The 20,606-nt window shown below is 64.6% G+C and carries 17 protein-coding genes; 10 read left to right on the top strand and 7 right to left on the bottom strand.

The features are described from left to right. Positions 1-289: 289 nt before the first annotated feature. The 7 genes from SA496_RS09025 (at position 290) to SA496_RS08995 (ending at position 8,239) form a co-directional block, all read left to right on the top strand. Positions 290-727: a MarR family winged helix-turn-helix transcriptional regulator gene (locus tag SA496_RS09025; protein WP_120655220.1), complete on the top strand. Its 438-nt coding sequence runs from the start codon at positions 290-292 to the stop codon at positions 725-727. Then, a complete protein-coding gene (locus SA496_RS09020) occupies positions 724-2,793 on the top strand; it encodes an FUSC family protein (RefSeq protein ID WP_330115628.1) in 2,070 nt (689 codons plus the stop codon). Before SA496_RS09025 ends, SA496_RS09020 begins: the two co-directional genes overlap by 4 nt. Then, the gene (locus SA496_RS09015) at positions 2,790-3,002 is read left to right on the top strand and encodes a DUF1656 domain-containing protein (protein WP_077523383.1); all 213 of its coding nucleotides are present in this window, start codon (positions 2,790-2,792) and stop codon (positions 3,000-3,002) included. Before SA496_RS09020 ends, SA496_RS09015 begins: the two co-directional genes overlap by 4 nt. Then, positions 2,999-3,877, top strand: coding sequence for an efflux RND transporter periplasmic adaptor subunit (locus SA496_RS09010; protein WP_120651539.1), 879 nt, complete (start codon positions 2,999-3,001; stop codon positions 3,875-3,877). The genes SA496_RS09015 and SA496_RS09010 overlap by 4 nt, the downstream gene beginning before the upstream one ends. Continuing rightward, positions 3,874-5,319, top strand: a complete 1,446-nt coding sequence (locus SA496_RS09005) for a TolC family protein (RefSeq protein WP_330115298.1) — start codon at positions 3,874-3,876, stop codon at positions 5,317-5,319. Before SA496_RS09010 ends, SA496_RS09005 begins: the two co-directional genes overlap by 4 nt. A gap of 252 nt (positions 5,320-5,571) precedes the next feature. Further along, positions 5,572-6,420 (top strand): 3-hydroxybutyryl-CoA dehydrogenase, encoded by an 849-nt coding sequence (locus SA496_RS09000; protein WP_120651541.1) that lies wholly within the window; start codon positions 5,572-5,574, stop codon positions 6,418-6,420. A 22-nt stretch (positions 6,421-6,442) separates the two neighbouring features. Next, entirely contained in the window at positions 6,443-8,239 is a 1,797-nt protein-coding gene (locus SA496_RS08995; protein ID WP_330115297.1) for an acyl-CoA dehydrogenase C-terminal domain-containing protein, read from the top strand. A gap of 305 nt (positions 8,240-8,544) precedes the next feature. On the opposite strand, the gene SA496_RS08990 is transcribed toward SA496_RS08995, so the two are convergent. The 6 genes from SA496_RS08990 to SA496_RS08965 are packed head-to-tail and all read right to left on the bottom strand — an operon-like array spanning position 8,545 to position 13,587. Further along, complete coding sequence (locus SA496_RS08990; RefSeq protein ID WP_330115296.1) at positions 8,545-9,951, bottom strand: DUF1254 domain-containing protein; 1,407 nt, start codon at positions 9,949-9,951, stop codon at positions 8,545-8,547. Positions 9,952-9,998: 47 nt separating this feature from the next. Beyond that, complete coding sequence (locus SA496_RS08985) at positions 9,999-10,571, bottom strand: DUF2889 domain-containing protein (protein ID WP_153920213.1); 573 nt, start codon at positions 10,569-10,571, stop codon at positions 9,999-10,001. 49 nt (positions 10,572-10,620) lie between these two features. Then, positions 10,621-11,448, bottom strand: a complete 828-nt coding sequence (locus SA496_RS08980; RefSeq protein WP_153920211.1) for an SDR family NAD(P)-dependent oxidoreductase — start codon at positions 11,446-11,448, stop codon at positions 10,621-10,623. A gap of 25 nt (positions 11,449-11,473) precedes the next feature. Further along, the gene (locus SA496_RS08975) at positions 11,474-11,893 is read right to left on the bottom strand and encodes a MaoC family dehydratase (protein ID WP_330115295.1); all 420 of its coding nucleotides are present in this window, start codon (positions 11,891-11,893) and stop codon (positions 11,474-11,476) included. Between the two features lie 10 nt (positions 11,894-11,903). Further along, on the bottom strand, positions 11,904-12,344 hold the full coding sequence (locus tag SA496_RS08970; protein ID WP_330115294.1) for a MaoC family dehydratase N-terminal domain-containing protein: 441 nt from the start codon (positions 12,342-12,344) through the stop codon (positions 11,904-11,906). 55 nt (positions 12,345-12,399) lie between these two features. Further along, complete coding sequence (locus SA496_RS08965) at positions 12,400-13,587, bottom strand: lipid-transfer protein (RefSeq protein ID WP_330115293.1); 1,188 nt, start codon at positions 13,585-13,587, stop codon at positions 12,400-12,402. Positions 13,588-13,862: 275 nt separating this feature from the next. Between SA496_RS08965 and SA496_RS08960 the strand changes: the two genes are divergently transcribed. Both SA496_RS08960 and SA496_RS08955 read left to right on the top strand, forming a co-directional pair. After that, a complete protein-coding gene (locus tag SA496_RS08960) occupies positions 13,863-15,800 on the top strand; it encodes a DUF1302 domain-containing protein (protein ID WP_377668547.1) in 1,938 nt (645 codons plus the stop codon). 25 nt (positions 15,801-15,825) lie between these two features. Next, a complete protein-coding gene (locus SA496_RS08955; RefSeq protein WP_280360079.1) occupies positions 15,826-17,196 on the top strand; it encodes a DUF1329 domain-containing protein in 1,371 nt (456 codons plus the stop codon). A 440-nt stretch (positions 17,197-17,636) separates the two neighbouring features. Here the strand turns inward: SA496_RS08955 and SA496_RS08950 are convergent, their stop codons facing one another. Beyond that, a complete protein-coding gene (locus SA496_RS08950) occupies positions 17,637-18,656 on the bottom strand; it encodes an alpha/beta hydrolase family protein (RefSeq protein ID WP_330115292.1) in 1,020 nt (339 codons plus the stop codon). Between the two features lie 404 nt (positions 18,657-19,060). Between SA496_RS08950 and SA496_RS08945 the strand changes: the two genes are divergently transcribed. Continuing rightward, positions 19,061-20,536 (top strand): wax ester/triacylglycerol synthase family O-acyltransferase, encoded by a 1,476-nt coding sequence (locus SA496_RS08945; protein ID WP_330115291.1) that lies wholly within the window; start codon positions 19,061-19,063, stop codon positions 20,534-20,536. Positions 20,537-20,606: the final 70 nt, after the last annotated feature.

The raw sequence follows: 20,606 nt of genomic DNA, 5'->3' as shown, positions 1-20,606 counted from the left end.
GTCACCCCGCCCGACATGGCACGAGAAGCTTTCCAGGCGTCAATCCGTGCAAGCACGCGGAACTGCTGAACTGAATATAGGGAAGTTGGCATGGCGGTATCTGTCTGCAAATTACTGGTTCACCAGGAAAAGGCCCGTGGCAGAGCGTTCGGCCGCCGCCCCTATGGGTAGCAATGAGCGTTCGCGCAAGCATCGGAAGCAAAACACACTGTTGCGTGATTTCACCCTTGAAGCGCATTCGACCGAATGATTAGATAGCATCCTAATAGATAGCTAGCACTCTTTATATATGTCTGTCGGAGCCCTTCAACTGCAAGTCAGCAGCCGCATGGTCATCAGTGGCCGCAACTGGCGCCGCATCTGCCAGGCCAACCTGTCGAAGTTCGGAATCAGCGAGGCCTGTTGCGGGCCCTTGCTGATGATTGGCCGGCTGGGCGGTGGCGTGCGCCAGGTGCAACTGGCCCAGGCCATCGGTATCGAAGGTCCGTCCCTGGTGCGCCTGCTCGATCAGCTGTGCAACGCAGGCCTGATCGAACGCCAGGAAGATGCCAGCGACCGCCGTGCGAAGACCCTTAGTGTCACCAGCGCCGGACGCGAGCTCAGCGAGAGGCTGGAGAACGAACTGATCCTCCTGCGCCGCCAGGCACTGGCGCAATTGTCGCCTGCCGACTTGCAGGCCGCCCTGCGCGTGTTCGACGCCTTCGACCAGTTCAGCCAGGCCCACTGATCGTGCTCAACCTGCCTCCCGCCCGCGACTGGTTCTACTCGATCAAGGTCTTCGCCGCTTCGATGCTGGCGCTGTACATCGCGCTGTACATGCAACTGCCCCGCCCCTACTGGGCCATGGCTACGGTGTACATCGTCGCCAACCCCTTCGTCGGCCCCACCAGCGCTAAAGCCCTGTACCGCGCGCTCGGCACCTTGCTCGGCGCCAGCGCCGCCGTGTTCATCGTGCCGCTGCTGTCCCAGCAACCCCTGTTGCTGAGCCTGGTGGTGGCGTTCTGGACCGGCGGCATGCTGTTCCTCTCGATGCATGTACGCACCGCCGACAACTACGCGCTGATGCTGGCCGGCTACACCATGCCGATGATCGCCCTGCCAGTGGTGGACAACCCACAGGCGGTCTTCGACCTCGCCTACTCGCGATTTCTCGAGATTCTCCTGGGCATCATCTGCGCCAGCGTGGTCGGCAGCCTCTTCTGGCCCAGCCGGCTGGCTCCGGTGCTCGCCGCCAACTCCAGCCGCTGGTTCGGCGACGCCCGCGACTATTGCGCCCTGCAGTTGCAACACCCGCGTGACTTGCAGCGGCTGGTGCAATTGCGCTCAGCCATGGTCACTACCTTCAATGGCCTGGAGCTGATGATCGGCCAGCTGCCGCACGAGGGAGCGCACCCTCGCGTCGTGCGCAACGCCCGTGAGCTTCGTGAACGCATGGCCCTGTTGTTGCCCGCGGTGGATACCCTGCACGACAGCCTGATCGCCCTACAGGAAAAGGCACCACGGCTGGCCGCGAGACTTGCCCCAAGCCTGCGGGCCTGCCTCGATTGGCTACAAGGCGACGCGGATGACGAGACGCGCACGCGACTCCGCCGGCAGCTCGATGCCTTGCAGCCGCATGCCAGCAGCTTGGGAGATGCCGGCCAGTCGTTGCTTAGCAGCAGCCTCTATCGCCTGCGGCAATGGCTCGACCTCTGGCAGGACTGCCGCGACCTGCATCAGCGCCTGGACAGCGACGACCATGCTCCCTGGACGTCGGTCTACCGACACTGGCACCTGGGCAGTGGCGCGCGCTTCTTCGACCGCGGCCTGATGCTGTATTCCGTCGCCTACATCATCCTCGGCATCTTCGTCGCGACACAGCTGTGGATCTGGCTGCAATGGACCGACGGTGCCAGCGCCGTGGTCCTGGCCGCTGTGGCCTGCTGCTTCTTCGCCACCCTCGACGAACCGGCGGTGCAGATCAGGCGCTTCTTCATCTGGACCAGCTTCAGCGTGGTGCTGGCCAGCCTCTACCTGTTCCTCGTGCTGCCCAACGTCCACGACTTCCCACTGCTGGTGCTGGCCTTCGCCGGCCCCTTCATCTGCGTCGGCACCCTGACCGTGCAGCCTCGTTTCTACCTGCCGACACTCCTGATCGCGGTGAACACCGCAACCTTCATCAGCATCCAGGGTGCCTACGAAGCCAACGTACAGGTATTCCTCAACAGCAACCTGGCCGGTCCCATCGGCCTGCTGTTCGCCTTCCTCTGGACCCTGGTTTTCCGCCCCTTCGGCGCCGAACTGCTGGCCCGGCGCATGACCCGTTCCAGCTGGCAGGACCTCGCGGACATGAGCCGCGCCGACACCCTGGCAGCCCAACGCAGGCTCGCCGGACGCCTGCTCGACCGTTTCGCCCAGCACCTGCCGCGCCTGAACCTGAGCGGCCAGGACAGCAGCGGCGCCGAGCGTGAACTCCGCATCGCCTACAACCTGCTGGACATCAAGGCCCACCAGGGCCGGCTGCCATTGGACCTGCAACGGCCGCTGCAACTGGTGGTGCGCGGCGTCGGCCGTCACTTCCGGCGCAACCTGCGTAGCACAGTCGCCCGGGACGTAGCGCCCTCGCTGCTGAACCTGATCGAACACGCCCGCCAGGCCGTGGCCGCCGCCGCGCCGCAGCATGAAGAGACCGCACTGGCAGTCCTGCATGCCCTGGCCGGGCTGGAAACCGCCTTGCGCCCGGCACTTGCCACGCCACCGGTGCAAGGCGCGGAACAACCCATCCCCGCAGGCCTGGACGGAGCAGCGCTGTGATTGGCGACATCAATATCTTCGGAGTCTTCCTGCCCACCGCCCTGGTGCTGATGCTCCTGGCCTACCTGGTCTACCTGCCGCTGCAGAAGCTCCTGAATGCCCTGCATGTCTATCGCCTGGTCTGGCACCGCGCGCTGTTCAACATCGCGTTGTACGCAGCCCTGCTGGGCACCCTCGAACATTTCAGCCGAATCCTGATGCAATCATGAAACGACTCGCGTTTTCCTCCGCCCGCCTGCTGGTCACCCTGCTCGCCGTTGCCGTCGCCGCCGTACTGATCTGGCAGATGCTGAGCTATTACCTGTTCGCACCCTGGACCCGCGATGGCCATATCCGTGTGGACGTGGTCCAGGTGGCGCCCGATGTCTCGGGCCTGATCGACAAGGTGGAGGTCCATGACAACCAGCCGGTCAGCAAAGGCCAGGTGCTCTTCGTGATTGACCAGGAGCGATTCAAGGTCGCCTTGCAACAGGCACAGGCCATGCGCGACGACCGCCGCGAAACCCTTGCCCAGGCCCGCCGCGAGCAGGCACGCAACCGTGCCCTGGGCCGGCTCGTCGCCCAGGAAATCGTCGAGGCAAGTGACTCTTCGGTGCTGCGCGCCAGCGCAGCGCTGTCCGAAGCCGAAGCCACGGTGGAAGGCGCCCGGCTCAACCTCGCCCGCACCGTCATCACCAGTCCGGTGGACGGCTACCTGAACGACCGGGCGCCCCGGGCAGGAGAGTTCGTCAGCGCCGGGCACAACGTGCTGTCGGTGGTGGACAAGGGCTCTTTCCACCTGGACGGTTACTTCGAAGAAACCAAGCTCGGCCAGATCCACATCGGCCAGGCCGTGGACATCCGCGTGATGGGTGATGGCCGCCGCCTGACCGGCCGCGTGCACAGCATTGCCGCCGCCATCGAAGACCGTGACCGCACCAGCGGCGCCAACCTGCTGCCCAATGTCAACCCGGCCTTCAGCTGGGTGCGCCTGGCCCAGCGTGTTCCGGTGCGCATCCTGTTCGATGAGGTACCGGAGGACTTCCGCATGGTGGCGGGACGAACCGCCACCGTCTCCATCCTCGAAGCACCGGTGAAACCATGAGACTCCGCCCGCTCGCAGCCAGTCTCAGCCTGGCCCTGAGCCTCTCCGCCTGCCAGGTGGTTGGCCCAGACTACGCACTGCCTGGAGACGCCGCGATCAAACGGGTCGACGCCCAGGGGGAACTCGCCACCGCCGATGCATCGGTCGTCTCCACACCGGTACCGGCAGACTGGTGGCGCCTGTACCACGCGCCGGAACTCGAGCGCCTGGTAGAGCAGGCACTGGCCGCCAACACCGACCTGCGCGTGGCCGCCGCCAACCTCGGCCGCGCCGCCGCCCAGGTGCATGAAGCGGAAGATCGTGGCGGCTTCGAGGCGTCACTGAGTGCCGACCTGCAGCGCACCCAGGTTGCCGGCCAGCAGTTCCTGTTGATGGAAAAAGTGCCGGTGGTGAACTTCGCCAACCTCAACGCCAGCCTGTCCTATCAGTTCGACCTGTTCGGCAAGCTCCAGCGTGGCGTCGAGGCTTCCCGCGCCGACGCCGACGCCGCGCAGGCCGCTGCCGACCTGGTCCGTATCAACGTCGTGGCACGGGTGGTGAGCGCTTATGCGCAGGTCTGCTCGGCCAACGAGGAACGCGAAGTCGCCCAGCACTCGCTGGATCTGCAGCGCCAGAGCCTGGAGCTCACCCAACAACTTCACGCTGCAGGGCGCGGTAACGAAACCGAAGTGACGCGCTCGGCCACCCAATTCAAATCGCTGCGCGCCGCGCTTCCGCGCTACACGGCCGCTCAGCAGGCAGGCATTTATCAGCTGGCCATGCTCACGGCCCAGCCGGTAGCGGCGCTGCCGCGTGGTGTCACCGAATGCCGTCATCTGCCTGAACTCACCCAGCCGCTGCCAGTGGGCGATGGCGCCGAACTGCTCAAGCGCCGGCCGGACATTCGCCAGGCGGAACGCCAGCTCGCCGCGTCCACGGCGCGCATAGGCGTCGCCACCGGCGAGCTGTACCCGGACATCAGCATCGGCGCCTCGACCGGCCTGATCGGCATCCTCGACGACATGGGCGACCCGTCGACCCAGCACTGGGGTTTCGGCCCGCTCATCCACTGGAACATTCCCACCACCGGCGCCCGTGCCCGCGTGCAGCAGGCCGAGGCCGCCACCCAGGCGTCGCTCGCCCATTTCGACGGTGTGGTGCTCAATGCCCTTCGCGAAACCCAGACGGCCCTCGTCCAATACACCGCCGCCCTGCAGCAACGTGCTGCACTGGACGAAACCGCACGTTCAGCTCAGCTGAGCGCCGAGCAGACACATGCGTTCTACCAGGCCGGCCGCGAGTCCTTCCTGGCCGAACTGGAAGCCCAGCGCACACAGGCGCAAGTCGCCGAACAACTGGCCGCCAGCCAGAGCCAGGTCGTCCAGGCGCAGATCGGCCTGTTCATGGCCCTGGGCGGTGGCTGGCAACAGGTAACGGCCAAGGACGAGAGCAACGTGCACTGACTTTCGAGCGCAGCCCCTTCAATGCGCCAGCCTGAAACAACCCTATCCCCCCCTCTCCCAGAGGACGAGGGGTGACTCGCGCCTGCGAGGCCTGGGCAGTCCTGAAGCAGCCAGCCGTCTGAATCCGAGACAACTCAGCCCCCTCACCAAACCCGCAGCTTCCCGACCCACCTACCCCTCCGGGGTGGGCCATTCATGCCGACCTTCTGTTGAACTCTGCGCGATTGATTTCGCAAACCTCCGGAGTTCTCCATGAGCCTCAACAGAATCGGCGTGATCGGGGCCGGCACCATGGGCAGCGGCATTGCCCAGGTCTGTGCCTCCGCTGGCCTGAGCGTCATCCTGATCGATGTCACCGAACCTGCCCTGGCCCGAGGCGTGGCCGCCGTGAACGAGGGCCTGCAACGCCAGGTTCGCAAAGCGAGGATCTGCGAGAGCGAGCGCGAAGCGACTCTGGCACGGGTGCAGGCCACCACTGACTACAGCAGCCTGGCCGAAGCCGACCTGGTAATCGAAGCCGCTACGGAGAATCTCGAGCTCAAGCTGCGCATCCTGCGTCAGATCGAAGCAGTGGTTTCATCCGACACAGTGATCGCCACCAACACTTCGTCCATCTCCATCACCCAGCTGGCTGCCGTATTGGAGCGCCCCGAGCGCTTCATCGGAGTGCACTTCTTCAATCCCGTACCGGCCATGCAACTGCTGGAGCTGATTCGCGGCTTGCAGACCTCCAGCCAGACCCACGCCGCAGTGGAGTCCTTCGCCAAGGCGGTCGGCAAGACACCCATCAACGTCGACAACGCTCCGGGATTCGTCGTCAACCGCATCCTGATCCCGATGATCAACGAAGCCGTTTTCGTGCTCCAGGAAGGCCTCGCCAGTGCCCGGGACATCGATACCGGAATGCAGCTGGGTTGCAACCACCCCATCGGACCACTGGCCCTGGCCGACATGATCGGCCTCGACACCCTGCTCGCCATCATGCAGGTCCTGCACGACGGCTTCGGTGATCCCAAGTACCGCCCCGCCCGGCTGCTCAAGGACCTGGTTGCGGCCGGCCATCTCGGCCGCAAGAGCGGCCGCGGCTTCCACAGCTATTGAATCACCCATTGAGGCCTCAGCCATGAGCGAATACGCAGCTCCCCTGCGCGACATGCAGTTCGTCCTGAACGAACTGGGATACCTGGAACAAGTGAGTGAACTGCCCGGCTGCGAAGACCTGGGCGCCGACCTCGTCGATGCCATCCTGGGTGAGGCCGGCAAGTTCGCCCAGGGCGTGCTCTCGCCCCTGAACATCGTCGGCGACCGTGAGGGTGCGCGCTGGCACGAAGGCGAAGTGACCACCGCAAAAGGCTGGCACGAGGCCTACGGGCAATTCGTCGAAGGCGGTTGGAACGCCCTCTCCTGCCACCCGGAGTTCGGCGGCCAGGGCCTGCCGCGACTGATCTCGGCACTGGTGGAAGAGATGTGGAACGGCGCCAACGTTTCATTCGGCCTGTGCCCCATGCTCACCCGGGGCGCCATCGAGGCTATCGAGCTCTGCGGGTCTTCCCATCTGAAGGAAACCTACCTGCCGAAAATGATCAGCGGCGAATGGACCGGCACCATGAACCTGACCGAACCCCAGGCCGGTTCGGACCTCGCCGCCGTGCGCAGCCGCGCAGAGCCCCAGGGCGACGGCACGTACCGTTTGTTCGGCCAGAAGATCTTCATCACCTATGGCGAGCACGACTTGACCGACAACATCGTGCACCTGGTACTGGCCCGCGTCCCGGGCGCGCCTGAGGGTGTGAAAGGCATCTCGCTGTTCGTGGTGCCGAAGCTCCTGGTGGAAGCCGACGGCAGCCTGGGGGCGCGCAACGATGTGCGCTGCGCCTCCATCGAGCACAAGCTGGGCATCCATGGCAGCCCGACCGCCGTACTGGCCTTCGGCGACAACGAGGGTGCCCTGGGCTGGCTGGTGGGCGAAGAGAATCGCGGGCTGGAATACATGTTCATCATGATGAACGCCGCGCGCTTCTCCGTCGGTATCGAAGGGGTCGGCTTGTCCGAACGTGCCTACCAGCGTGCACTCGGCTACGCCCGCGAGCGTGTTCAGGGCACCGAGGCCGGCGCGAAGAGTCGTGACAAGGTGGCGATCATTCGCCACCCGGATGTCCGTCGCATGCTGTTGTCGATGAAATCCCGCACCGAGGCGATGCGCGCCATCGCCTGCGAAGTCGCCGCAGCAATGGACTGTGCCGAACGCCATCCCGACCCGGCACGCCGCGAGGAATGGCAAGCCTTCGTCGACCTGATGATCCCCGTGGTCAAGGGTTGCGGCACCGAGAATGCAGTGGACATCGCCTCCCTCGGCGTGCAGATCCACGGTGGCATGGGCTTCATCGAGGAAACCGGCGCCGCCCAGCATCTGCGCGATGCACGCATCACCACCATCTACGAAGGCACCACCGGCATCCAGGCGTCCGACCTCGTCGGCCGCAAGATAGCCCGTGATGGCGGCAAGGCCATCGGGCAGGTGACAAAACGGATGCGCTACGTCATGGAGCGTCTTGTCTGGGCAGATGACCCGCAGCTGCAGGATATTGCCAGCGCCCTCGCCAGCGCCGTGGTAGCGCTGAACGCAGCGGTGGAGTTCATCGTGGCGAACTTCAACGGCCAGGCGCCTCGCGTTCTGGCCGGGGCTGTGCCATTCCTGGAGCTGTTCGGCACCGTGGCCGGTGGCTGGCAGATGGCCCGCTCGGCGCTTGCCGCCCATGGCCAGCTCAAAGCGGGAACCACCGACCAGGACTTCTATCGCGGAAAGCTGCAGACCGCACGCTTCTACGCCGAGCATCTGCTGCCACGTGCCGAGGGGTTGTCGCGGATCGTGATCCAGGGCGGCGACGTGGTTCTGGAGATGGAAGATTCGTTGCTCTGAGATTCCGCCGCCCGCCCCAAGCGGGCGGCGGAAAGGGGCCGGCGGGTGTCGACCGCCGGAACGGAGCTTTGGGCCGTCCTTGTGACGGCCTTTTTTTCTGACCCAAGCCCGGCACCTTATTCACCCACCGCACCTGTAGGAGCGGGCTTGCCCGCGAACAGCCCGAGCACAAACTTTCGCGAGCAAAGCTCGCTCCTACAAAGGCCTGGCCCACGCGTCGCACCAAAAAACGGGCCTCTCCCCATCAGGGAGAAGCCCGCGGCCTTAGAGGATTTCGCGCGGCTTGGTCAGGCGAACCCTGTAGCTCAGTCGACGCGCTGGATCTTCGGTGCCTTCCAACGGCCATCGAGGGCTTCGGGCTTCGGCCAATACAGACGGCCGGCGATATAGAACGGGCCGTCCGGCGCGGGTAGCCAGTTGGCCTCATCGGCCTTGCCCGGCGACTGGTGCTGGATGTACAGGGTCAGGCCGCCATCGGCATCGCGCTTCAGTTGCGGCAACATCGGCGAATTGATCAGGTAGCGCTGCAGTGGGTTGGCCACCAGCAGTCGCGAAGCGTCGTACAGGGTCAGCGACCAGAAGGCGTTGACCGGGGGTAGCTGGCCAGGGGCGAAACGCAAGGTATACCGATGGCGCGACGCATCCAGTTTCTGCCCTTGGGCGTCGAGGTAGAACGGCGGATAGATGGTCTCTTCCTTGTCGTTGCCATAGAGGCCGGTGACCGCCGCGCGCATCCGGTACAAGTAGTTGTTGCCGAGGAATTCGCGGCTACCGAGGAAACGCGTCGTGGAGACTTCGCCTCGCGCGACCCGCTGGCCAAGGGCCTCGAAGTCCCGCCAGGCGTCAGCAATGCCAGCCGCGATGGCTTCGCGTATATCCGCAGGCAGGGACTGCCCGTCAAAGGTCAGGCCGGGGCCGATGCCCAGCCGGGCAAAGCGCTCCATCAGGCTCCGTTCGGAAGGATGGATCGGGCAGTAACCGAGAACGAAGTTCAACTGGTTGAAGATCTCCAGGCTGCTGCGCTCTTCTTCGGCGCTTAGCGGCGCGCGGAAGTCGACGGCAGCTACCGCGGCCGGAGCCGACTGGCCGAGGAATGCGGACAGCGGCTGTACCTTGTAACCGGCCTGCACCCTTTTCACGTTTTCCAGGTCGTCCGGGCCCTTCAGCTGGGTGCGGTAAAACACGAAGGCAAACTGGGTCTCGGAACGGAACACATGGTCGATACCGGGCGGGACCGTGCCCTGCCAGTCCGGCCCGGCGAGCAGGAAGGTGCCGCCGCCGTTACCGGTGGTCCGGCTGCCGACGTAACCGAAATTATGGGTGTACGCGTCGACGAACTGCGCCGAGTAATAACGCCCTTTCGCCACCGCTGGCATCGTCAGCACCAACGGTTCGCGGCGCAGGTCCGCACCAAGTTGGGAGTACGGCGTGTCGGCATTGGGCGTCGGATAGGCCCTGTCGTCCGGCGTGTAGATGCGCGCGGTGTTGTGCAGGGTGTTCCAGGGCGACTTGAACTCCGGGTGCTGCTGGTCCTGAAAGTAGGTGTATTGCACGCGGTAGTTGTCCACCAGGGGGAAACCGTAGATGTAGGCTTCCTTGGCGATGGCCCGCGCCTCGGCCGGCGTCAGAGCGGCTGCGCTGGATACGGAGGCATGGGTGAGGAATGCAAGCAGTGCGACCACGAGGGCGCGCCTGAGGTTGTTCTTGCTCACGAGGAACTCCTGGTGGCGAAACGACAGGGCGCAAGCGCCCCGACCTTTCAGTTTTTTGGCCAGCTATCGGTAGGCCGCCATTCACGGACGCGGAGTGCTGCATCGCCTTCCGGCCGGTAGGCATGACAGGTACCGATGGCCCAGTGGGTGGGCATCTCGAAGTCGGGATCGCGGGCGGCGCGATCGCGCAGGCGCTTCTGCAACACAGGCGCCAGGGTCTGGATGGCGGTAGTGGCCATGGGACCGAGGAGCTCGGTGAGGTGAGTGCAGCCCTTCATCCCGCCAACCCGTTCGGCCACGCGCTTCCTGAACCCCGGGCCGATGCTGATGCCCACCAATGCGGCGTAGGCCTGGTTGATATGACCGCATACCGGAGTGGGTGCCCGTTCGGAAACGGCTTCGATCCGCTGGATCACCAGCTTGCGATCGAGCGTCATGCGGATAAGCATCTGGTGCAGTACGCCATTGGCAGGAACGACCCCATAAGGGAATTCCGTGTCCACCCCTTTGGTATCCAGCAACCGCCCTTCGACCTCGAACAGCCCGTCGTCTCGTTCGTAACCGGTGCAGGTCACCTGGCGGGTGTGCAACAGACGACGGCTGACGGTTTTCTCTTCCATGCAACGGCCCTCTTGGAAGAAGGGGCGCCTAAGCGCCCCGTCAGTCACCTCAAACGTTGCCCAGACCACCGCCGCAGACCAGGACCTGGCCAGAGACGTAGTCGGATTCCGGAATGCAGAACAGGTAGATGGCGCCTGCCGCTTCCTCGGGTGTGCCTGGACGGCTCAGCGGGATCATGGTCTTCGACTGCTCGACGATGGCCGGACTGATGCCGACCTTGATTTCGCGGCCTTCGATGTTGATGTAGTTCGGATCACCTTCCACCGGCTGGGTCTGGCGGGTCTCGATATGGCCGAAGGCGACGGCATTGACGTTGACCTTCATGCGCCCCCACTCCTTGGCCAGGCACTTGGTCATGCCCAGCACGCCGGCCTTGGCGGTGGAGTAGTTGACCTGGCCCGGGTTTCCGCTCGCAGATACCGAGGACACGTTCACCACCTTGCGGTTGACCACGCGACCCTCGGCGGCCTCTTTCTTGGCCATGGCACTGATGATCGGCTGGGCGGCACGCAGGATGCGGAAAGGCGCGGTGATGTGGCAGTCGATGATGGCGTACCACTGCTCGTCACTCATCTTCTGGATCACGTTGTCCCAGGTGTAGCCGGCGTTATTGACGATGATGTCGATGCCGCCGTAGCTGTCCACCGCGGTCTTCACGAAGCGGTCGGCGAAGTCGACGGCAGTGACGCTGCCGACGCAGGCAACGGCTTCGCCGCCGGTGGCGCGGATTTCCGCGACCACTTCTTCGGCCGGGCCGGCGTCCAGGTCATTGACCACCACGCGAGCGCCATCGGCAGCCAGTTTCAGGGCGACGCTGCGGCCGATGCCACGACCGGAGCCGGTGACCAGGGCGACTTTGCCTTCGAGTTTCTTCATGGGTTGTTCCTTGTTCCTGTGGGGTTCAGGCGAGGGCCACGACGGCTTCGCCGATCAGTTTTTCTTCGCCGTACTGGTTGCCGCAGCGGATCGCCAGACGCACGCGCCGCTCGCCATCGGCCTCGAATTTCTCGATGACCTTGCCGCTGCAGGTAGGGACATGGCCAAGCTGGGTGATGCCGGTGAAGCGCACTGTCAGGCTGCGGACCTGCGTCTGTGGCACCCAGCCGGTGAGCAGGCGGCCGAGATAGGCCACCGAGAGCATGCCGTGGGCGAACACATCGGGCTGGCGCGCCTTGCGGGCGAAGTCGAGATCGATATGCACCTGGTTGTGGTCACCGGATGCGCCGGCGTACAGGGCCAACGTGGTGCGGTTGACCGCAGGCAGCGTCAGCGGCGGCAGCTCGGCGCCGATCTGCAACTCGTCAAACAGGGGAAGGCTCATTGCACGATCCTCAGCGCTGCACGAGAGAGGAACGGATGTCGGCGATGTGCCGGCCGTCCTGGTTGGTGACCCGCGTCTCCTGGACCACGAAGGTCAGCGCTCCACCCTTCTTCTCGTAGACATCCACCACCCGCGTATCGAACGTCAGCACGTCCCCGGCGTAGGCCATGCCGTGATAGGTGAAGCTCTGCTCAGCATGCAGGATGCGTCCAAGGTCGAAGCCGAAGATGTCTTCGACTATGTGGTCGGTGTCGCGCCCTTCGGCTTCCAGGCACATCAGGAAGCTCGGTGGTACCGGCAATGCGCGGTGCCCGGCGGACCTGGCGGCGGCTTCATCGGTGTAGACCGGATCGGTCTCGCCGATGGCCTTGGCGAAGAAGCGCAGGCGCCCCTTCTCCACGTCGGCGGTGGTCACTCCCAGGGAACGGCCGATCAGACTCTTGTCTGCCATGTCATGGAGTCCTCGAGTGAGTTGAAACGCGCGCCCATGTGGGCGCGCACTGTCTTCAGCCGCGACCGAAGAGGGTCACGATGCCTGCGCCGCCCAGGCCCAGGTTGTGTTGCAGGGCGTGCTGGAGACCTTCCACCTGGCGGGCCCCGGCGGTGCCGCGCAGCTGGTGGGTCAGCTCATAGCACTGGGCAAGGCCGGTGGCGCCCAGTGGATGCCCCTTGGAAAGCAGGCCGCCGGACGGATTGATCACCACCTGGCCGCCGTAGGTGTTGTCGCCGTCCATCACGAACTTCTCGGCGCCGCCTTCCGGGCAGAAGCCCAGGCCTTCATAGGTCAGCAGTTCGTTGTGGGCGAAGCAGTCATGCAGTTCGCAGACACGGATGTCTTCCGGACCGACGCCGGCCTTCTCGTAGACCTCGGTGGCGGCCTGGCGGGTCATGCCGACGCCAACGATGCTGATCAGCGACGGCGGCTCGAAGGCTTCCGGCTTATCGGTCACCAGGGCCTGGGCCAGGATGCTCACGTCGGTGCGCAGGCCGTGCTGCTTGGCGAAGCGCTCGGACACCACGATGGCCGCGGCACCGCCGCAAGTGGGCGGGCACGCCATCAGGCGGGTCATCACGCCGGGGAAGATCACCTGGTCGGCCATCACTTCCTCGGTGGTCACCACCTTCTTGAACACCGACAGCGGGTTGTTGGCGGCATGGCGGCTAGCCTTGGCGCGAATGGCGGCGAAGGTTTCCATCTTCGTGCCGTACTTCTGCATGTGTTCGAGGCCGGCGCCACCGAAGAACTTGAGGGCGTCGGGCATGTCGCGGCCCTGGGGGAAGATCGCGTCCGCCACTTCGTGGCCCTTGCCATAGGTGATCGGACGGTCGAGCCAGTGAGACTTCAGGGCGCCGGGCTGCATCTGTTCGAAGCCGAAGGCCAGGGCGCAATCCACTGCGCCGCTCTCCACCGCCTGACGCGCCAGGTACAGGGCGGTGGAGCCGCTGCCGCAGTTGTTGTTGACGTTGATCACCGGGATGCCGGAGAGACCCACTTCATAAAGGGCCGACTGGCCGCTGGTGGAGTCGCCATAGACGTACCCGGCATAGGCCTGCTGGACCTTGCCGTAGTCCAGTCCGGCGTCCTGCAGCGCCAGGCGGATGGCTTGCGCACCCATCTCGATGTAGGTACCGCTCTGGCCGGGCTTGGCAAACGGGATCATGCCGACACCGGCAACATAGACTTTCTGCGACATCACTTTCTCCAAGGTCAGGTGACAAGGTCTGGGCTGCGCTCTGCGCCAGATGGCAAATGCAGCACCCCTTGGATCGATGGTTGCGCAGCGACGAACAGCCACGCCCCCCCTCGTGGAGGGGGCGTGGGCATGCGCGGCCAAGGGGGGATGTCGAGGGGTGCGACGGGAGGGAAAAATCCCCCCCTACTGGAGGGGGATGGGTAGGGGGCGTCGGGGATAGCGTGTGCTTGCGGTCCTGAAAAAAAACAAGAAAGACTCCACAGAGGAACCAACACGTGACACAGGCAAGACATGCAACCTCATTGATTCAGCGCACGCCGGCCAGCGGTTCCACTCGCGGCCTGGCGGCCTTCCCTCCCCGGTTGCTGGCGGCTGCGGTCGCCCTCGGCACCTGCGCCAACGCAGGCGCGGTCAGCTTCCAACTGGGGGAAATCGAAGGGCAATTCGACTCGTCCATTTCCGTCGGCGCCAGTTGGGCAGTCCGCGGACCGGACCCGATGTTCATCAACTCTGCCAACACTCAGGGGCTGCGTGGTAAGTCCGCCACCCGAACCGCCGACGACAACCGCAAGAACTTCAAGAAAGGCGAGACTTTCTCGAAGATCTTCAAGGGCGTGCATGACCTGGAGCTGAAGTACGGCGACAGCGGCGTGTTCGTGCGTGGCAAGTACTGGTACGACTTCGAACTGAAGGACGAGCACCGCCTGTTCTACGATATCGACGACAGCGGCCGCGACGACCTGGCCAAGGCCTCCGGCGCCGAGTTCCTCGATGCCTTCGTCTACCACAACTACAGCCTGGGAGACCTGGCCGGCAACGTGCGCCTGGGCAAGCAGGTGGTGAGCTGGGGCGAAAGCACCTTCATCGGCAACTCGATCAACAGCATCAACCCCATCGACGTCGCCGCCCTGCGCCGTCCGGGTGCCGAGGTGAAGGAAGGCCTGATCCCGGTGAACATGTTCTACATCTCCCAGGGCCTGACCGAGAACCTAACCGCCGAAGCCTTCTACCAATTGGAGTGGGACAACTCGGTGGTCGACAACTGCGGCACCTTCTTCGGTTCCGATCCCCTGCCCCAGGGCTGCAACGACCGCCTGGTGTTCGCCGGCCCGGACCTCGCCCCCGGCGTCGCCAACAACACCGCGACCGCCGCACAGATCCTCACCAACGCAGTGGTGGATGACGTCTACATGCCGCGCCTGGAAGACAACGACCCGCGCGACAGCGGCCAGTACGGCGTTGCCCTGCGCTGGTTCGTGCCGGAGCTGAACGATACCGAGTTCGGCTTCTATGCAATGAACTACCACAGCCGCAACCCCTACCTGAGCTTCAAGCAGACCACCGTCGCACCGATCACAGCGGCACAAATCGGCGCCCTGCCCGCCGCGGCCCGCCAGGTCGCCGCTGTGCAGAACCAGTTCAACCGGGTTCGTGCCGCACGCTACTTCGTGGACTATCCGGAAGACATCCGCCTCTACGGCCTGAGCTTCCAGACCACCGTGGGTGCGACCTCCGTGGGTGGCGAGCTGAGTTACCGGCCGAACATGCCGCTGCAGATCAACACCGCTGACCTCAACCTGGCTGCGATCCAGTCCACGGACACCGACTTCCGCACCCAGACCTCCCCGGTCTTCACCAGCGGCGAAACGGCGCGGGTTCTCGGCGGTGACCTGCCTGGCTACAAACGCATGCCGGTCATGCAGGCGCAGGTGACGGCCACTCAGTTCTTCGACCAGGTCATGGGCGCCAGCCGCCTGACCCTGGTGGGTGAAGTCGGCTACAACCGCATCAACGGCCTGGGCGACGCCGACGGCACCGATATCCGCTTCGGCCGCAGCCCGGTCTATGGTGCGGGTCAGTTCCCCGGCACCCAGAACACCACTGTTTGCGCAACTTCGACCAACCCCCAGAAGGAATGCAACAGCCACGGCTTCTACACCACGGACTCCTGGGGCTATCGCGTTCGCGCCAAGCTCGATTACCCGAACGTTGTCGCCGGCATCAACCTCTCGCCCAACCTGGCCTGGTCCCATGACGTGGACGGCTGGGGGCCGAACTTCGAAGAAGGTGCCAAGGCCGTCAGCGTCGGGCTCGATGCCGACTACCTGAACACCTACACCGCGAGCCTCAGTTACACCGACTTCTTCGGCGGCAACTTCAACACCAGCACTGACCGTGACTTCGTCTCGCTCAGCTTCGGCGTGAACTTCTAAGCCGAAACCGGCAGAGGGTATTTCCATGAAAGCAAGCATGATCATCAAAACCGGCGTCCTGGCGCTGTCGCTGCTGGCCACCAGTGTCATGGCCGCTGTTTCCGAGCAGGAAGCGACTCAGCTGGGCACCACCCTGACCCCTCTGGGTGCGCAGAAGGAAGGCAACGCCGACGGCAGCATCCCGAGTTGGGAAGGCGGCCTCAAGCCAGGCGCCGCACCGGTGGACGCCAAGGGTTTCCTTGGCGATCCGTTCAAGGACGAGAAGCCCTTGTTCACTATCACCGCAGCCAACGCCGAGCAGTACAAGGACAAGCTGACCCCCGGCCAGCTGGCGATGCTCAAGCGCTACGCCGACACCTACAAGATCCCGGTGTACCCGAGCCACCGCACCGCCTGGGCACCGTCGAACATCTATGACGCAGCGAAGAAGAGCGCCACCGGCGTGCAACTGGTCAGCGATGGCAACGGCCTGGGCAACTTCTCCGACTCGCGCTACTACGCCTTCCCGATTCCGAAGAATGGCGTCGAGGTCTACTGGAACCACGTGACTCGCTATCGCGGCGACAACATCCACCGCTGGGCGGTCCAGGCGGTGCCACAGGTCGATGGCGCGTACACCATTGTCGAAACCGAGGACCAGAACAGCTTCCCGCAGTTCATGGACGGCGTGAACGCGGAGGAAGCGAAGAACGTCCTTTACTACTACATCTTCGCGGTCAACGCGCCGGCACGCCTGGCCGGTACTGTGTCCATGGCCCACGAGACCATCGACCAGGTGAAGGACCCGCGCAAGGCCTGGACCTACAACGCCGGCCAGCGCCGCGTACGCCGCGCGCCCCAGCTCGCCTACGATGCCCCAGGCCTGGCCGCCGACGGCATGCGTACCTCCGACAACGCCGACATGATGAACGGCTCGCCGGACCGCTATGACTGGAAGCTGATCGGCAAAAAGGAAATCTACATCCCCTACAACAACTACAAGCTGCAGTCGCCGAACCTGAAGTATGCCGACATCGTCAAACCCGGCCATATCAACCAGGACCTGACCCGCTACGAGCTGCACCGCGTGTGGCACGTGCAGGCCACCCTGAAAGCGGGCGAACGGCACATCTACGCCAAGCGCGACATGTACTTCGACGAGGACACCTGGGTGCTGTCCGAAGTCGACCATTACGACGGTCGCGGCCAGCTCTGGCGAGTAGGTGAGAACTACACCTACACCAACTATGAAAAGGGCCTCAACGCCCCCGCGGCTCAGGGCTTCTATGACCTGATCGCCGGCCGCTACATAGTCGCCGCCATGAGCAACGAATCGAAGCTCGCACCGCAGTACGGCCAACGCACCAAGATGTCCGAGTTCACTCCCGCCGCCCTGCGCAACGCGGGTATTCGCTGACCTCGTGGGTTGAAGCACGAACAACGCCCCGCAATTGCGGGGCGTTGTTCATTCTTCGGCAGAGGCTTCGGCGCCAGGCGCGCTGCCCCTCTCCCCCAGCCCCTCTCGCGCAGGCGGGCGAGGGGTGACTCGCACCGGCCGGCCCAAACCATCCTGAAGCCCACGCGCCGCGCCCATGTAGGAGCGAGCTCTGCTCGCGAACAACCCGGCTAAACAGGCTTCTGCTCGAGGCTCGCGGCCCTCTCCCCCAGCCCCTCTCCCGCAGGCGGGCGAGGGGCGACTCGCGCCGGCGACGCCCAAACCATCCTGAAGCCCACGCGCCGCGCCCATGCAGGAGCGAGCTCTGCTCGCGAACAGTTCGAGTGTTTGGGGCCCATATCGGAAGACAAAGAAAAGCCCCCGGCCCTCGCGAACAGGAGGCTTGCGCAACCAGCGCCGCGCTACATCCCGGAGTACTGATCCATCAACTCGCCCATGCGCTCCAGGTAATCCCTGCGGCCAAGGTGCAGGATGTGGTTGCCGGGGAACCAGTGCAGCGCGCTGCCCGGCCAGTGCCGCTGCAACAGGCGCAGGTGGCGCGGCATGGTCACCCGGTCACCGGCACCACCGATGATCAGCATGCGCCGACCGTCCAGGGGCGAGGCGTAAGTCAGCGGGTTGTGCACCGCCAGCAAGCCGCGCATCTCAGCGACGCCCACCCCCTGGCTGCGCATCAATCGTGACAGCAGCAGGCCGGTGGGTTGCCACTCGAGGAACGCGTCGATCGGGCTGACCGCCGGCACGATCGGAACGCAGTACGCCAGACGATCGTCGACAGCCGCTAGCAGCGCCGCGGTATAACCACCGAGGGAGATGCCCGCCACGCCGATATACTCGACTCCCCGCCCCTGCAGATAGTCGATGAACACGCGCAGGTCGTGGATCGCATGCAAGGGTGCTTCGTTGAAGGAAACGAGGCCACTGCCGAACAGGCCCTGCCCGCTGAACCAGGAGCCACGCTCGGCGCGCCGACCATGGTGCGGATAGGTGAATAGCAGGATGTCGTAGCCGCGCTGGTAGAAATCGGCCAGCGACAGCGCGTGGGCGTTAAGCCAATGCGGGTCCGCGGCAAAGCCATGGATAACGATCAATGTCGGCCTGGGCCGGTCGCCATGGCACCAGTGCTGGGCATGGGCGCGGGTATTGCGCTGCATGGCAGCGAAGCGCGGACGCGCGTACGGGTTCAAAGGCTGGAAGGGGCTTGCGAAGCTCAGCTGGAAACGCCGGATCCCGTCCCCCGACAGTGTCTGTGCCTCGACCACGATGTCCTTGGGCGGCGGCAGGAATACCCGTGAGGCATCCCCTCCCCGCGCCAGCGGTTCGTAGAAGCGCAAGGCGTCGAATTCTTCCTGCATGCGGCTGCTGCCTTTCAGCGATGCCAGCACCGCGGCGGCGACCGTGGTCGACAGAGAAGTACGCATGGCCCGCTCGACCGCTGCGGTGCCGCGGACCTTCAATGGATGCATGGAGTCCAGGGCCGTCCCGTCCGCATGCAGCCAGAAATCCTCCGGCAGCCGTTCCCACCAAGGGCTGCGCGAACGGTCTGCCACCCTCTCGCCTGCACACCTCTCTTCGTTCAACACGCGGATTCTCCCGGCAAAGTCCAGCCCATCGCCCCGCCGACCAGCACCAGGGCGTTCTACGGTGCCGACAGGTTAGAGGCAGGCCGAGCGTGCATGTCCCCCCAAACAAGGGGGGACGTGTTGCACCTGTGAGCGACGAACATGGCGTACCTGAGTGAAGAGAGGCCGGAGGCCTCGTTCGCCAGGTCGATTGATCCAGCCGATGGTTCAACCTCAGCCACCACCTTGCGGGTACCCCAACGATGAGCAAACTCAGCGGGCAAGATGCGCTGTTCCTGAATGTCGACAGGCCCCATGCGGCCTCGCATTGCACCATGATCTACATCTATGACCAGTCCACCGTGGAAGGACAGCGCCTCGGGTTCCGCGAGATCGTCCGGCATATTTCCGATCGCCTGGATGTTTCGCCGGTGTTCCGTCGCAAGATCGTCCAGGTCCCCTACGGTCTCGGCTATCCGTACTGGGTGGAAGACGATCTGTTCGACATCGACTTCCACGTCCGCCACTTCGCCCTGCCCAAACCTGGCGACTGGCGGCAGTTCTGTATCCTCGTTTCGCGCATTCACGCCCGCTCGGTTGACCTGGCCCGCGCGCCCTGGGAGATGTACGTCATCGAAGGTCTGGACAACATCGAGGGCATTCCAAAGGGCAGCTTCGCCATCCTCACCAAGTCGCACCATGCTGCCATGGATGGCACTGCAGCGGCGGAGCTGACCTGGGCCCTGCACGACATCGCCGGCGCCCAGGGCAGACCCGTCGCGGTGGTCCCCGACAGGCCGCCGGCAAACCCACGCCGGCCGCTCTGGGGACCGCTGGACACGGTGAACCGCATGCTCACCGACAACATCTCGGCCTCGGCGCGGATGGCCCGGCCGCTGGCCCGGGTGCTGCCCAAGCTGGCAATAGCCGGCCTGCGTTCAATGGCCCGTTCGGTGCTCGCCCCCGGGGGTGGCGCACCGCGCACCCGCTTCAATACCAATGTCACCGCCGGCCGGGTCTGGAACTCGGTCACCCTCGACCTCGCAACGGTGAAGCAGATCAAGGCCCTGGTGCCGGGGGCGACGGTCAACGATGCAATTCTGGCCATCATCGGCGGAGCGATGCGCCGCTACCTGGAGGCGAACAATGAACTGCCGGACAAGTCACTGGTGACTCTGGCGCCGGTCAATACCCGCCAGGGCGGGGAAGCCGCAGCCAGCGGCAATACCATCTCGATGGTCACCTTCCCCTTGCGCACCGATATCGACGACCCGCTTCAGCGCCTGGAAGCAGTGTTTACGGCCACGTCGGAGTCCAAGGCGATCCAGGACGGGATCGGTGCCGAGGACCTGACCAACCTGCAGAAATTCGCACCGCCGGCCACCCTCGGCCTCGCCGGCCGCCTGGCCACCCTGATGGGCATCGGCGGCAAGGGCCCGGTGATCCTGCACAACTGCATGGTGACCAATGTTCCCGGCCCCAACGTGCCGCTCTACATGCTCGGTGCCAAGCTGGTCTACTGGTGCGGCGTCGGGCCGCTGGTAGATGGTCTCTCGCTGATCTGGAACCCAACCAGCTACTGCGGAAAGATGTTCGTCTCGCTGACCAGCTCGCCCAACGTAGTGCCGGACCCGGACTTCCTTGCGCAATGCCTGAAGGACTCATACGAGGAAATGCAGGCACTGGCCGAGGCCGTCGAAAAACCCGTGACGAAGAAGCGGGCTGCTCGGCGATCATAGGGTTCGGTAGGTAGCCTGGATTCCCTCCGGGCTACGCATCCCCGGCCATTTCTGCAAACGCAAAAAAGGC

The sequence above is a fragment of the Pseudomonas sp. JS3066 genome, from assembly GCF_036328175.1.
GTDB lineage: Bacteria > Pseudomonadota > Gammaproteobacteria > Pseudomonadales > Pseudomonadaceae > Metapseudomonas.
The sequence above is the reverse complement of the archived record's forward strand: the minus strand, read 5'-3'. Positions and strand labels throughout refer to the sequence as shown.